This is a genomic window from Ruegeria sp. AM7 (assembly GCF_056535965.1).
In genome coordinates, this window is sequence record NZ_JBQFJE010000003.1 from 2,277,482 (window position 1) to 2,291,087 (window position 13,606).

11 protein-coding genes are annotated in these 13,606 nt (G+C 57.7%); 4 read left to right on the plus strand and 7 right to left on the minus strand.

The genetic code is table 11. The features are described 5' to 3' along the window. Positions 1-18: 18 nt before the first annotated feature. The 4 genes from ACR3EG_RS15360 to ACR3EG_RS15375 all read right to left on the minus strand — a co-directional run bounded on the left by ACR3EG_RS15360 (position 19) and on the right by ACR3EG_RS15375 (position 4,059). Positions 19-897: a F0F1 ATP synthase subunit gamma gene (locus ACR3EG_RS15360; protein ID WP_480496750.1), complete on the minus strand. Its 879-nt coding sequence runs from the start codon at positions 895-897 to the stop codon at positions 19-21. Between the two features lie 15 nt (positions 898-912). Further along, positions 913-2,451: a F0F1 ATP synthase subunit alpha gene (gene atpA, locus ACR3EG_RS15365; protein ID WP_480496749.1), complete on the minus strand. Its 1,539-nt coding sequence runs from the start codon at positions 2,449-2,451 to the stop codon at positions 913-915. Continuing rightward, positions 2,452-3,012: a F0F1 ATP synthase subunit delta gene (locus ACR3EG_RS15370; RefSeq protein ID WP_209194907.1), complete on the minus strand. Its 561-nt coding sequence runs from the start codon at positions 3,010-3,012 to the stop codon at positions 2,452-2,454. Between the two features lie 312 nt (positions 3,013-3,324). Further along, on the minus strand, positions 3,325-4,059 hold the full coding sequence (locus tag ACR3EG_RS15375) for a class I SAM-dependent methyltransferase (protein ID WP_353393541.1): 735 nt from the start codon (positions 4,057-4,059) through the stop codon (positions 3,325-3,327). Between the two features lie 62 nt (positions 4,060-4,121). Between ACR3EG_RS15375 and gloB the strand changes: the two genes are divergently transcribed. Beyond that, positions 4,122-4,889 carry a hydroxyacylglutathione hydrolase gene (gene gloB, locus ACR3EG_RS15380; protein WP_480496748.1) on the plus strand — a complete coding sequence of 256 codons (768 nt, stop codon included), beginning with the start codon at positions 4,122-4,124 and terminating at the stop codon, positions 4,887-4,889. Between the two features lie 175 nt (positions 4,890-5,064). Further along, positions 5,065-7,389: an ATP-dependent Clp protease ATP-binding subunit ClpA gene (gene clpA, locus ACR3EG_RS15385; protein ID WP_480496747.1), complete on the plus strand. Its 2,325-nt coding sequence runs from the start codon at positions 5,065-5,067 to the stop codon at positions 7,387-7,389. 801 nt (positions 7,390-8,190) lie between these two features. On the opposite strand, the gene ACR3EG_RS15390 is transcribed toward clpA, so the two are convergent. From ACR3EG_RS15390 to ACR3EG_RS15400, 3 genes are all read right to left on the minus strand, one after another. After that, positions 8,191-9,870 (minus strand): peptidoglycan -binding protein, encoded by a 1,680-nt coding sequence (locus tag ACR3EG_RS15390; RefSeq protein WP_480496746.1) that lies wholly within the window; start codon positions 9,868-9,870, stop codon positions 8,191-8,193. A gap of 3 nt (positions 9,871-9,873) precedes the next feature. Next, complete coding sequence (locus ACR3EG_RS15395; RefSeq protein ID WP_170352315.1) at positions 9,874-11,052, minus strand: biopolymer transporter ExbB; 1,179 nt, start codon at positions 11,050-11,052, stop codon at positions 9,874-9,876. A 70-nt stretch (positions 11,053-11,122) separates the two neighbouring features. Continuing rightward, positions 11,123-11,653, minus strand: coding sequence for a gamma-glutamylcyclotransferase (locus tag ACR3EG_RS15400; RefSeq protein ID WP_480496745.1), 531 nt, complete (start codon positions 11,651-11,653; stop codon positions 11,123-11,125). A gap of 67 nt (positions 11,654-11,720) precedes the next feature. Between ACR3EG_RS15400 and ACR3EG_RS15405 the strand changes: the two genes are divergently transcribed. Together ACR3EG_RS15405 and ACR3EG_RS15410 are read left to right on the plus strand one after the other, a co-directional pair. Further along, the gene (locus ACR3EG_RS15405; RefSeq protein WP_480496744.1) at positions 11,721-12,722 is read left to right on the plus strand and encodes a DUF2125 domain-containing protein; all 1,002 of its coding nucleotides are present in this window, start codon (positions 11,721-11,723) and stop codon (positions 12,720-12,722) included. 55 nt (positions 12,723-12,777) lie between these two features. Continuing rightward, entirely contained in the window at positions 12,778-13,602 is an 825-nt protein-coding gene (locus ACR3EG_RS15410; protein WP_480496743.1) for an FkbM family methyltransferase, read from the plus strand. The last annotated feature ends 4 nt before the right edge of the window (positions 13,603-13,606 follow it).

Here is a 13,606-nt window from a genome sequence, read left to right on the forward strand (position 1 = left end):
TTCGTCTCCGGTATGTCTCTACAGCGCTTCGGCGCCGGAAATAATTTCAATCAGCTCGTTGGTGATCACGGCCTGACGCGAGCGGTTGAACTGGATCGTCAGCTTGTCGATCATTTCGCCCGCGTTGCGTGTCGCGTTGTCCATTGCGGACATCCGTGCACCCTGTTCAGACGCTCCGTTTTCGAGCAGAGCCGAGAAGATCGCGGTCGCAACCCCCTTGGGCAGCAGGTCGGCCAGAATGGCCTCTTCGCTGGGCTCGTAGTCGAAAATGGCACCGCTGTCGTCACCTGCCGCGTCGTCCTCGAACGAGGCGGGGATGATTTGCTGTGCCGTCGGGATCTGGGTCACGACGTTGACGAACTTCGAGTAGAAGATCGTGGCAACATCGAACTCAGCCCCGTCAAAGCGGGACAGGATGTCCTTCGCGATGTCCTGCGCGTTGGCATAGCCAATGCGCTTGACCTCGCTCAGGTCGACATGTCCAACGAACAGATCGCCCAAATCGCGCTTGAGCGCGTCGCGGCCTTTCTTGCCAACGGTCAGAACTTTGACCGTCTTGCCTTTGCCGCGCAGCTCTTCCGCCTTTTGGCGGGCCAGCTTGGCGATGTTGGAGTTGAAGCCGCCACACAGGCCGCGTTCAGCTGTCATCACAACCAGCAGATGCACATCCTCACTGCCCGTACCACGGAGCAGCTTGGGGGCGCTGTCGCTGCCCCCGACCGAAGCCGCCAGCCCCGCCATCACGGCATTGAACCGCTCGGCATAGGGACGCGAGGCTTCGGCAGATTCCTGAGCGCGGCGCAGTTTTGCGGCCGCGACCATCTGCATGGCCTTGGTGATCTTGCGGGTCGATTTGACCGACTCGATCCTGTTTTTAAGGTCCTTAAGATTTGGCATATGCCCGCCTCTCCCTTAAGCGAAGGTTGCGGCGTATTCGTCCAGCGCAGCCTTGATCTTGTCGGAAGCCTCGCCCTTGATCTTGGGATCTTCGTCTGTGATCCACTGAAGCAGGTCGGCGTGCTTGCCGCGCAGGTGCGCCAGCAGACCGGCCTCATAGCGGCCAACATCCGAGACGTTGATCTTGTCGAGGTAGCCATTGGTGCCCGCGAAGATGACGCAGACGATTTCCGCGTTGGTCAGCGGCGAGTACTGCGGCTGTTTCATCAGCTCGGTCAGACGCGCACCACGGTTCAGCAGCTGCTGAGTTGCGGCGTCGAGGTCCGAACCGAACTGCGCAAACGCAGCCATTTCGCGGTACTGAGCCAGTTCCAGTTTAACCGGACCAGCAACCGATTTCATCGCGTTGGTCTGAGCCGACGAGCCCACACGCGAAACCGACAGACCGGTGTTCACAGCAGGACGGATGCCCTGATAGAACAGTTCGGTTTCCAGGAAGATCTGACCGTCGGTGATCGAAATCACGTTGGTCGGAATAAAGGCTGATACGTCACCACCCTGCGTTTCGATCACCGGCAGAGCGGTCAGCGAGCCTGCACCGAAGTCTTCGTTCAGCTTTGCCGAACGTTCCAGCAGACGGGAGTGGAGGTAGAAAACGTCACCCGGATAGGCTTCACGTCCGGGCGGACGGCGCAGCAGCAGGGACATCTGACGATAGGACACAGCCTGTTTCGACAGGTCATCATAGATGATCAGCGCGTGGCGGCCGTTGTCGCGGAAGTATTCGGCCATCGCGGTCGCCGAGTAAGGCGCCAGGAACTGCATCGGCGCCGGGTCGGACGCGGTTGCGGCCACAACGATCGAGTATTCAATCGCGCCGGACTCTTCCAGTTTCTTCACCAGCTGCGCAACGGTCGAACGCTTCTGACCAACAGCCACGTAGATGCAGTACAGTTTCTTCGACTCGTCGTCGCCTGCTGCCTCGTTGTAAACTTTCTGGTTCAGGATGGTGTCCAGCGCCACAGCGGTTTTACCGGTTTGACGGTCACCAATGATCAGCTCACGCTGGCCACGGCCAATCGGGATCATCGCGTCAACCGATTTCAGGCCGGTTGCCATCGGCTCGTGCACCGATTTACGCGGGATGATGCCGGGGGCTTTGACGTCTGCAACGCCACGCTTGGAAGCATTGATCGGGCCTTTGCCGTCCAGCGGGTTGCCCAGACCGTCAACAACGCGGCCCAGCAGCTCGTCACCGATCGGAACGTCCACGATCGAGTTGGTGCGCTTGACAGTGTCACCTTCTTTGATGTCACGGTCGGAACCGAAGATAACGACACCAACGTTGTCGCTTTCCAGGTTCAGCGCCATGCCCATGATGCCACCGGGGAATTCGACCATCTCACCGGCTTGCACATTGTCCAGGCCGTATACACGGGCAATCCCGTCACCGACGCTCAGCACGCGGCCGATTTCGGCCACTTCTGCTTCCTGACCAAAGTTCTTGATCTGGTCCTTCAGGATTGCAGAAATCTCTGCAGCTTGGATTCCCATTTATCCGACCTCTTTCATTGCATTCTGTAGGGAGTTCAGCTTCGAACGGATCGAGCTATCGATCATTTTCGAGCCCACTTTAACGACAAGACCGCCGATGAGGCTTTCATCCACGGTCGCATTGATTGTCACGGTCTTGCCCACACGCTCGGACAGCGTTTTGGACAGTTTATCCAGTTGTGTCTTGGTCAGCGCCTTGGCCGAGGCGACATCGGCGGTCACTTCGCCACGCTCTTCGGCCAGCATGTCGCGCAGAACCTGCACCAGCTGCGGCACGACAAACAGGCGGCGTTTTTGCGCCATCAGACCCAGCGTGTTGCGCAGGATGGCGTTCAGGCCCATCTTGTCAGCGATAGCGGTAATGGCGCCTTCCTGTTCGGCGCGCGAAACCAGAGGCGAAGCGATCAGGTTACGCAGTTCGGCGCTGTCGCCCAATGCTGCTGCCAGATCGTTAATTCCGGTCTCCAGACCTGCGAGGTCTTTATTCTCTTTCGCGATCTCGAAAATCGCAGTGGCATAGCGCTCGGCAATGCCTGTGGAAATCGAAGCTGGTTCGGACACGTCCACCCTTCCGATATTTGAGGCCCCGAATTCGCGTTGCGGCAGCTACCCCGGGGGCGTGAAGAAACCCCGGCCATACGGTCGGGGATCAAAATCACCGGGGATGTAGCAGAGCCGAACCCAGCTCGCAACATATTATCACGGGGGCAGCCTTATCCACAAAATGTTTGATTTCATAGGGTTACGCAGGGTGCGACCCTTTTGTCCGGTTGGAGAGGACTAAAAATGTTACGAAAGTGTAGGTTTTTGCGATTCCTGTGACCATTTTCCCGCATTCTCTTCGCTTGGCGGAGTTCAAAAAGTGGACAAAAGTTAGGCGGGCTTCAGCAAACCGTCCAACGCCTTGATCGGCCGACGAACAGGATCCTTTGTGACGCTCCCGCTGGGAGGCCGGATGTGTTTAGTTGCTTCGACCATCAAGACGCCACCAGCCATGACCGTGGGAATCCGCTGACCCGTCTTTTCAATCAAACTGCCAGACTTGAGCCAAAACCGGCGGAATGACGGCGGCAGATACAATGCTGAACAATGGCTTTCCGGTTCAAAATGATGCGCCCGAAGCTGGTTTTCTAACTGCGTCGCTGAATAAGGGCGTCCAAAGCCAAACGGCGTCCGGTCCGTCCGCGACCACAACCCCGCGCGGTTGGGCACGATAAAGAACGCGCGCCCTCCGGGGCCCAGAACCCGCCAGCATTCATTTAACAGCTCGCTCGGCCGCTGTGAGGTCTCAAGCCCGTGCATCACCACCAGCTTGTCCACGTGCCCGGTCTCAATCGGCCACATCGTCTCTTCCGTCAGGACCGAGACGTTGGGCATCCCTGCGGGCCACGGCATCACACCTTGCGGTCCGGGCATCAGCCCAATCACCCGTCGGGCATCTGCCAGATAGGGGCGCAGCAAGGGTACGGCGAAGCCAAACCCAGCGACCGTCTGGCCCTTGGCTTCGGGCCATTGTTCGATCAACCGACCCCGGATCGCCGCCTGCGCCGCACGCCCCAATGTGCTGCGGTAGTAGAAATTCCTAAGATCCTGCACATCAAGATGCATTGCGGACACCCGGTCAATCGGCTTAGCTTCGGCGCAGTCTAGCAACGAAAGGGCAAAAGGCCATGCCTCTTGAGATCGTCACCATCCCATGTCTCAGCGATAACTACGCTTTTCTGGCGCATGACGCCGCAAGCGGCAACACCGCATTGATCGACGCGCCAGAGGCTGCCCCCATTCTGGCCCAGCTGGACCAGCGCGGCTGGAAACTCAGCCACGTGTTACTGACGCATCACCACTTTGACCATGTGGACGGGTTGCCCGGAATTCTGGAAAAGCACCCCGCCAAAGTCATAGGGGCCGCTGCGGACGCGCATCGTTTGCCCCCTTTGGACCAACAAGTCAGCGAAGGCGATACGTTTGAGTTGGGCGGAGAGACGGTGCAAGTGCTGGATGTCTCGGGCCATACAGTTGGACACATCGCATTCTATATGCCGCAAAGCGCCGTTGTATTTACCGCCGACAGTTTGATGGCTTTGGGATGTGGTCGCCTGTTTGAAGGAACCGCCCCACAGATGTGGGACTCATTATCCAAGCTGGCCGCTTTGCCCGACGATACTCTGGTGTGTTCGGGTCACGAATATACGCAATCCAACGCCAAATTCGCTCTGACCGTCGACCCAGACAATGCCGCGCTGCGCGAACGCGCGACGGATATCGACCGCACCCGTGCCGCTGGCGAACCTACGGTGCCGTCAAGTTTGGCGCTGGAAAAGGCCACAAATCCGTTTCTGCGCGCCGCTGATCCGGCGATTCAAGCGCATTTAGGGATGTCGGCCGCTGAACCCGCTGCGGTATTTGCAGAAATTCGGGCTAGAAAAGACAGGTTTTGATGCCTATTTCACCCGCTTCACGGCCACGGTCACAATAAATGTGACTGTCAAGTGAAAGAAAACCCTTGAAGCCGGGCCATGATCAACCAAACTCTAATAGTATGAGGACACGGTTGGGATGGGGATCCGGCCTAAAGCCCGCGCCCCTTCCGACCCAAGACAGAGGAGCACCCGCGTGCCTTCATTCTCGAGCACATTAGAACAAGCCATTCACGCGGCCCTTGCGGCTGCGAATGAACGGCGACACGAATTCGCCACGCTAGAGCATCTGCTGCTGGCGCTGCTGGAAGAACCGGACGCGATCCGAGTTATGAAAGCCTGCAGCGTTGATCTGGATGAGCTGCGCAGCACTCTGGTCGAATTCATCGACGAAGACCTGTCTAATCTGGTTACGGATATCGACGGGTCCGAGGCTGTGCCAACGGCCGCTTTCCAACGCGTGATCCAGCGCGCCGCCATCCACGTTCAAAGCTCGGGCCGGACCGAGGTCACGGGCGCAAACGTGCTGGTTGCGATCTTTGCTGAACGCGAAAGCAACGCGGCCTATTTTCTGCAAGAACAGGACATGACACGGTATGACGCGGTGAATTTCATCGCACATGGCGTCGCCAAAGACCCAGCTTACGGCGAAAGCCGATCGGTCTCGGGCGCGGATCAGGTCGAGGACGAAACGCAACCCTCTGCTGGCGAAGGTGAGCAGAAGGAAAGCGCACTTGGCAAATACTGCGTTGATCTGAACACCAAATCCCGTGCAGGGGATGTAGATCCGCTGATTGGGCGCGCGGATGAGGTTGAACGTTGCATTCAAGTGCTTTGCCGTCGCCGCAAGAATAACCCACTGCTGGTGGGTGATCCGGGCGTGGGGAAAACCGCCATCGCCGAAGGTTTGGCCCATAAAATCGTCGGGGGCGAAGCGCCCGATGTGCTGTCCGAAACCACGATTTATTCGCTGGATATGGGCGCTTTGCTGGCGGGCACGCGTTATCGCGGTGATTTCGAGGAGCGACTGAAAGCAGTCGTAACTGAGCTGGAAGAGCATCCCGATGCCGTGCTGTTCATTGACGAGATTCACACGGTCATCGGCGCAGGAGCCACTTCGGGCGGCGCAATGGATGCGTCGAACCTTCTGAAACCTGCCCTACAGGGCGGTAAACTGCGCACGATGGGTTCGACCACCTACAAAGAGTTCCGGCAGCATTTCGAAAAGGACCGCGCGCTCAGCCGTCGGTTCCAGAAGATCGACGTGAATGAGCCTTCGGTCGAGGACAGCGTGAAAATCCTGCGCGGCCTTAAACCGTATTTTGAAGAGCATCACGCGATCAAATACACTGCCGACGCGATCAAAACGGCGGTGGAATTGTCGGCGCGTTACATCAATGACCGCAAACTGCCTGACAAGGCGATCGACGTGATTGACGAAGCCGGTGCTGCTCAGCATCTCGTCGCGGAAAGCAAGCGTCGCAAAACCATCGGCGTGAAAGAGATTGAGGCCGTGGTCGCCAAGATCGCGCGTATCCCGCCCAAGAATGTCACCAAGGACGATGCCGAGGTTCTGAAAGACCTTGAGACCTCGCTGAAACGGGTGGTCTTCGGTCAGGACGACGCCATTGTCGCGCTGTCCAGCGCGATCAAACTGGCGCGCGCGGGCCTTCGTGAACCTGAAAAGCCCATCGGTAATTACCTGTTCGCAGGTCCGACCGGTGTAGGTAAAACCGAAGTGGCGAAACAGCTGGCAGATACGCTGGGTGTAGAACTGCTGCGTTTCGACATGTCTGAATACATGGAGAAACACGCCGTTTCTCGTCTGATCGGTGCGCCTCCGGGTTATGTCGGGTTCGATCAGGGCGGTCTTCTGACTGACGGCGTTGACCAGCATCCGCATTGCGTGCTGCTGCTGGATGAGATCGAGAAAGCGCATCCGGACGTCTTTAACATCCTGTTGCAGGTTATGGATCATGGTGAGCTGACGGACCACAACGGCCGCACGGTGAATTTCCGCAACGTTGTGCTGATCATGACCTCGAACGCGGGCGCCCAGGAGCAAGCCAAGGCCGCGATCGGCTTTGGACGCGACCGTCGCGAAGGCGAAGATACCGCTGCGATTGAACGGACCTTCACACCGGAATTCCGCAACCGTCTGGACGCGGTGATTTCGTTCGCGCCGCTGCCGAAAGAGGTCATCCTTCAAGTTGTCGAGAAATTCGTGCTGCAACTCGAGGCACAGTTGATGGACCGCAATGTGACCTTTGACCTGACACCCAAGGCCGCCGAATGGTTGGCGGACAAAGGGTATGACGACAAGATGGGTGCGCGCCCGCTGGGCCGCGTCATTCAGGAACACATCAAGAAGCCTTTGGCCGAGGAGCTGCTATTCGGCAAGCTGGCCAAGGGCGGCGTGGTCCGGGTTTCGGTCAAGAAAGGCGATCTGAACCTGGAAATTCTGGGCCCCGATCAGCCGCGCATACCGGGCGACAAACCACCCTTGCTCACAGCTGACTGATCGATGAGAAAACAAAAACCCGCCTAATACGGCGGGTTTTTCATTGCACCGTTATCTCGGTTGATCCCATAGCGGAGCGAAATACGGCTTCGAACTCTTCCTGCGCGCCAAGCGATACGCTGACAAAAACGAACGGGCAAAACGTAAGCCTTCGCCGCCTTGAGAAAGGGCAGACAAAAGCGCGACGCTAATATCTCGGGCTTTTCTAATCGGTCCGGCCTGGCTTGGAACGAAATACTCAAAGTCAATAAAGCGTATTCTGCGCCCGTCCCAGCACATGTCCCGAAATGCAGGGCGCCCATGCGCCAGATCCGCTGCATGCAAACGCGCAAGTGCTTGCCCGGCCGCACTGCAGGCTGCCAATTTCTCCACCGTGGTTACAAGCGGATCGCCGCATAAGGCGCTCAAACTATGCCCTGCGTCTTCGACTACAAAATAGCTGTCGCTTTCCAGAAGAACCGCCGGAACTGGAACTCCGCAACTGTGCAGGAAGCGAAGCGATCGTCGATCCCTATCAAAAGCTTGCCCGGGCAGCCCTTTCACAACCCAAAGGTGTGGACCTGAACGCTCGATCCGTTTGAGCCAAACCGCGGCCCCACAGCGCATTTCGCACCTTGTTACACGTCGGTAAGGCGAACGCAGTGTGTTTTCAACAATATAGCGAAGTTCCGAAACGCCTGCTTTCACGATCCCTACCCGTTCAACCTAGGGTACATATATAGGGATGCGCGTGACCTTTTCCATGCGACTACGCCGCTATTTTAGCGTAAGTTCAGACCGTCCCAAATCAGAGATACACAATCAGCGTTCGGTCAATTTCAGCTCGATCCGGCGGTTCTGGGCGCGGGCTTCTGGCGTGTCCGCCGGGTTTACAGGCTGAAACTCACCAAACCCGTTGGCCGCCAGGCGGTTCGGTGGGATACCCAGCGCTTCGACCATGTACAGCACGACCGATAACGCGCGGCCCTGGCTAAGTTCCCAGTTATCGCGATAACGACCTGATCCTGCCAGCGGGACGTTGTCGGTATGACCATCGACCCGGATAACCCAGTTCAGACCTTCTGGGATCTCGGCTGCCACGGTCCGCAGGATGTTGGCAACCTTTGCGACCTCTAGCTGGCCTGCAGGGGACAGGACGGCGGAGCCGGTATCAAACAAAACCTCGGACGAAAACACAAAGCGGTCGCCTTCGATCCGAACACCCTCCTGATCCCCCAAAACATCCCGGAGCCGGCCGAAGAATTCCGAGCGATAGCGCTGCAAATCCTCAGCCTGAGCAGCCAGTTCTTCGTTCTGACCCGACAGCTTTTCGGCTTCGGCTTCCAACCGGGCGCGCTCAGCCTCTTCCAGAAGGCGGCGGCGCCTCTCTTCCGAGGCCGCGCGGGCAAGTGCAGCGTTCAGATCCTGCCCCAGTGTCTGAATGCGGATGTCGGCGGCAGCGTTTCGCTCTTCGTAGTCGTCCAGCAAGGCTTGCAAACCGCCCAGCTGGTTACGGAGGGCGGCCATCTGCTGATTCAGCAGCGCGGTTTGGCGCTGCGCTTTTGCGGAAACCGCCTGCTCTGCCGAGAACGCTTCGCGCGCGACGGCCAGCAGCGCGGCTCTTTCCTCTGCCAGCGTGCGCTGCTCCTGCGCCTCGGTCTGGGCCTGCGTGCGCGCAGCCAAGGCAGCTTCAAGCTGGGCTTGCAACTCCTCAGTATTCAACTCGCCGAACTGACGCTCCAACTCTGCTTTGGCGGCTTGCGCAGCCGCAAGAAGGGTAAGCGTATCCTCGGCCTCTTTCCTTTGCGCCTCTAGCGCAAGCGTCATGGCCGTCAGTTCCGCATCCGCATCCTGAAGCCGGTTTCGCAGATTTTCTGCCGCTGCTGCCTCGGCCAATCGGGCGGTTTCTTCTGCGCTTAGCTGATCTTCGAGCTCGGAAATCAATGCCTCCTGCGCCGTGCCGCTTTGTTCGAGATCAGCAACAAGTGCCTCAAGCGCCTCGCGGCGCGCGGCTGCCAGACGCGCGGCCTCGGCCTGTGCGTCAATTTCCGAACGGCTTTGGGCGAGGGCAAGGTTCAACGCTTCTTGTTCGGTCAACAGGGTCTCACGTTCCGCCTCCAGCGACGCAATGGCCCCGCGCGCGCGTTCCTGATCTGCAAGAAGCGCCGCGACCTGATCTTCAAAATTAGTGAGACGCAACTGAGCATCAACAAGTTCGCCTTCGACTTGGGACAAGGTCGAATTCAAAGCTCCCAACCGCGCCTCAAGCCGACTGTTCTCACGCTCTTCCAAACCCAGCGCGTTGGCCAACGCGGCAACCTCGCCAGACAAGGCGGACAGCTCATCTTCCTGACCCGAGATCGTTTCACGCAGAACGAATTGCACGACCATGAAAATGGTTAAGACAAAGGTCAGCACCATCAACAGCCCAGTGATCGCATCCACGAAGCCTGGCCAGACAGAGCCCTGAAACCGTTGACCTGTGCGGCGTGACAGGGCCATGGGTTATTCTCCGTCCGGAGTGGTGCGAACGGCGCCCCGTGGCAAGGTCAAAGCCTTGACCAACAGTTCAATATCTTTGCGCAGTTCGCTCATGCTTTCCTGGCGACCTGCCGAGATTTCTTCGAGAATACGAAGCAACTGAACATCCATGGACCGCAGGCGCATACGGCTTTCGGCGTCGATCCCGTCGCCTGTGCCTTGCTCGCGCATGTGGTCCAACAGTGCATCCTGTCCCAGAGCAACGCGTTCCAGCGCGGCTGTGACCCCTTCGGCCTCGGACTGGCGCATGTTCATTTCACCTATCGAACTGACCAGCTGATTCAGGTTAGCGGACACCGATGCGCGGTCGGCCTCTTGCGCTTCGAAAAGATCCTGCAACGCATTCATCTGTTCGGACATTGCATCCAGAACAGGGGTAAGAACCGCCAGTTCAGCCCCACCTTCGTCACCAGAAGCGAACCCGACTCGGGTGATTGACGACAGCCACTCTTCCAACTCGCGGTAGAACCGGCTTTGCCCGTGACCTGCAAACAGTTCAAGCAGTCCGACGATCAACGATCCGGCCAAACCCAAAAGCGATGACCCAAAGGCCACGCCCATACCCTGCAGCTGCGCCTCGAGCCCGACCATAAGGCGGTTGAAGACAGCCAGCCCTTCTTCCCCTTCTTGGGGGTTTAGGCTGCGGATCGTGTCAACGATGGCCGGAACAGTTGTCGCCAGACCAAAGAAAGTGCCCAGCAGACCCAGATAAATCAGAACATTGGTGATGTAACGCGTGATCTCGCGTTCTTCTTCAACCCGTTCTGCTACCGAATCCAGAATGGACCGGGTCGAGCTAGAGCTGATCTGAGACCGCGCCCCACGTTCCCGCAGCAGCGACGCCAGAGGGGCCAAGAGCTGCGGGGTCCGGGCGTCTTCGCGTACGACGCCACCGACGAAGGCTTCGATCCAACGAACCGAGCCGATCAGCTGTGTCACCTGATAAAAACAGGCCAATACGCCGATGCCAAATACCAGCAGGATGAACCCGTTCAGGTAAGGGTTGGCGTAGAAAACAGGCAAAACATAGGGCAGAGCCATAAAAACTCCGCCACCCGCCAGCGCAATCGCAACCAACATCGTTACGATCTGACGAATAGGTTGCGAGAAATGCGGTCTCGCGCTTTGATGTGCCTGCGCCATGCGCGTGGTTCCCGGTCTTTAGCTGCTCTGAGGATAAATCTAGCGAAAATCCGCCGGTTACGCCAAGGGTTTATGCGGTAATGTCACGGACGCGTTGCGCCAACCACTCAAGATCGGCATCGTGCAGGCCAATCTCGGCCAGATGTTCGGCAGTGTTATAGAGGTATTCGGTGTTTGGCCCCCGACCACCAACGGCGTGTGCGATGATCTGGGCCTGCTCTTCCAAAGGCATTCCACCGCAATACTGCACATGGTCTTTTTCGATCACGTAAGTGACTGCATTGACCGTGTCACCGGTTTCCAAATGCACATCCAGTATCTTTTCGACATAGGCGGAAGAAATCAACTCGCGCTCTCGCAGCTCTTGTAAGGTGCGATCTTCATGGCCCGGCTGGACCGCAAGAGCCAACCCTTTGCATTGCGCGTCGTCTTGTTCATCCAGCGCCAGAACAAGGCCCGGCTCATCCTCGGTACCGCGATGGTGGATCGAACTCATGCAAAATGAGCGTGCGTAGCCGATCAAAGTCGCGCGTTCACTGCGGGCCACAGGAAAGCCGGGATTCCACAACAGCGACCCATATCCGAAAACCCACATCGTCATAACTCTGGTCCTTGCCCGTTTGCGCCTATAAACATCAAATTTGAGGTGGGAAAAAGGGCCAACTGCCATGCGCGGGCTGATACGAGTCATCATTGTCATAACTGTGATCTGGACCGCTTACTGGTTCGTCGCGGGCATCGGCTTGCGAAACGCGATCACGACCTGGTTCGACACGCAGCAAGAACAGGGCTGGCAAGCCGAGTTCGCCGAGGTCACAACAGCCGGATACCCGTTCAACCACGTAACACGCCTGAGCAGTCCCGCGCTTGCCGACCCGGTCAACGGCACCGCCTGGAGCGCCGATTGGATTCAATTCCAAAGCCCCGCGATCTGGCCCGGCAGACAGGTTTTGCGTTTTGCCGACACGCCGCAACGGCTGTCCTATTTTGATCAGACATCGACCATTCAAGCCGCTGATATGCAAGCTGAGCTACAGCTTCAGCCCGGTGTTGCGCTGGTCCTGGAAAAGATGGCCCTGACAGCCGGAGCATGGTCAGTCGCCGACAATTCCGAGGCCCTGGCCGGAGGCGAAACCCTGGCGCTTGTAATGGAGCAGACTGAGGCGCCCGAAACATACATGATCAGCGCTCGCATTGATGCCTTCATGCCCGGGGATGAGCTGCGCGCGCTGATGCGATCAGCCACCACATTGCCGCAGACCTTCGAAACGCTCGAGTTGGACATGCGTGCAACTTTCGACAAACCCTGGGACCGGTCCGCGCTGGAACTGAGCAGACCGCAACCCGTGAACATTGAACTCCGTCTGGCCGAGATGAAATGGGGCGCGCTGCGCTTGTTCGCTGCCGGAGAGTTGGACGTTGACCCCCAAGGCATCCCCACCGGCGAGATCGCGATAAAGGCAGAAAACTGGCGCGATATGATTGCGATGGCCAATGCAGCAGGCGCCCTGCCCGATCAGGCGGTTGATCCGGTAACCCGTGCCTTAAACTTCATGGCGGGCCTAGGTGGCAACCCCAACGCACTGGACTTGCAGCTTAATTTCCGCGACGGCTTTGTCGCCCTCGGCCCCTTGCCAATCGGGCCTGCACCGCGTTTGATCCTACGCTAACAACTTCTGCTTTAAATCTGTCCAAGGGGCGCCGAATATGGGTCTGAAAACCGCGTTGTCCAACCAACTGTCCCGTTGGGCGCTGAAAACCAAAAAGGTTCGACGCGCCATCTTGCGCGATCTCTGGAAAGACGATGTCCTTTTTTTCCGCCAGATGCAGGATCACTGCCTGATCTACTATCCACATGATGTCATAGGAGAACAAATCACCCAAGGCGGTGAATACGGCCGGGCGGTTGTAAGCGCGCTTTCAAACTACTTGAAACAGGAAGGCGCTGCGCTGAGCGCTGGTACGGTTCTTGAAATTGGCGCAAATATCGGAACGCATACTGTCTATTTCTTCCGCGACCTTGGATGCACGCATGTCATTGCGTTGGAGCCTGATCCAAAAAACTATGACCTGCTGACGCGGAACGTGAAACTCAACAATCTGGGCGACCGCGTCACGCACCTCCAATTGGGTGCATCCAGCACCTCCGGCCAATTGCCTTTTGTTTCAAACGAAATGAATAGGGGCGGATCAAGGATTGGCGATCATTCCGATGAGGCGATAGTAGTTGATATCACCACGGTTGACCGCTTGTTTGAACAGTACAGTGAGCCTTTCAAAGATCTTTCCCTGATATGGATTGATGTCGAGGGGCACGAGCTTGAAGTGCTGGAAGGAGCACTGAAGACGCTGGAAACCTGTCGCCCGGCCGTGTTCCTCGAATACACCCCTTCAGAGTCTTCTGCACACAACAAAAAACTGCGTGACCTTCTGTTCGACCACTATGAATACGTCGTCGATTTTGGCCGTCAACCTACACCACTGACGGCACAGTCGTTCGACGCAATACTGGGTCAGACGGACCTTCTGGTGTTCAACAAAACAGAATAAGCTC

Bases quoted from the DNA above. Each gene is read 5' to 3' on its own strand.
- ACR3EG_RS15360 (WP_480496750.1), bottom strand. From the start codon at position 897: ATGCCAAATCTTAAGGACCTTAAAAACAGGATCGAGTCGGTCAAATCG.
- atpA (WP_480496749.1), bottom strand. From the start codon at position 2,451: ATGGGAATCCAAGCTGCAGAGATTTCTGCAATCCTGAAGGACCAGATC.
- ACR3EG_RS15375 (WP_353393541.1), bottom strand. From the start codon at position 4,059: ATGCATCTTGATGTGCAGGATCTTAGGAATTTCTACTACCGCAGCACA.
- gloB (WP_480496748.1), top strand. From the start codon at position 4,122: ATGCCTCTTGAGATCGTCACCATCCCATGTCTCAGCGATAACTACGCT.
- ACR3EG_RS15390 (WP_480496746.1), bottom strand. From the start codon at position 9,870: ATGGCCCTGTCACGCCGCACAGGTCAACGGTTTCAGGGCTCTGTCTGG.
- ACR3EG_RS15395 (WP_170352315.1), bottom strand. From the start codon at position 11,052: ATGGCGCAGGCACATCAAAGCGCGAGACCGCATTTCTCGCAACCTATT.
- ACR3EG_RS15400 (WP_480496745.1), bottom strand. From the start codon at position 11,653: ATGACGATGTGGGTTTTCGGATATGGGTCGCTGTTGTGGAATCCCGGC.
- ACR3EG_RS15405 (WP_480496744.1), top strand. From the start codon at position 11,721: ATGCGCGGGCTGATACGAGTCATCATTGTCATAACTGTGATCTGGACC.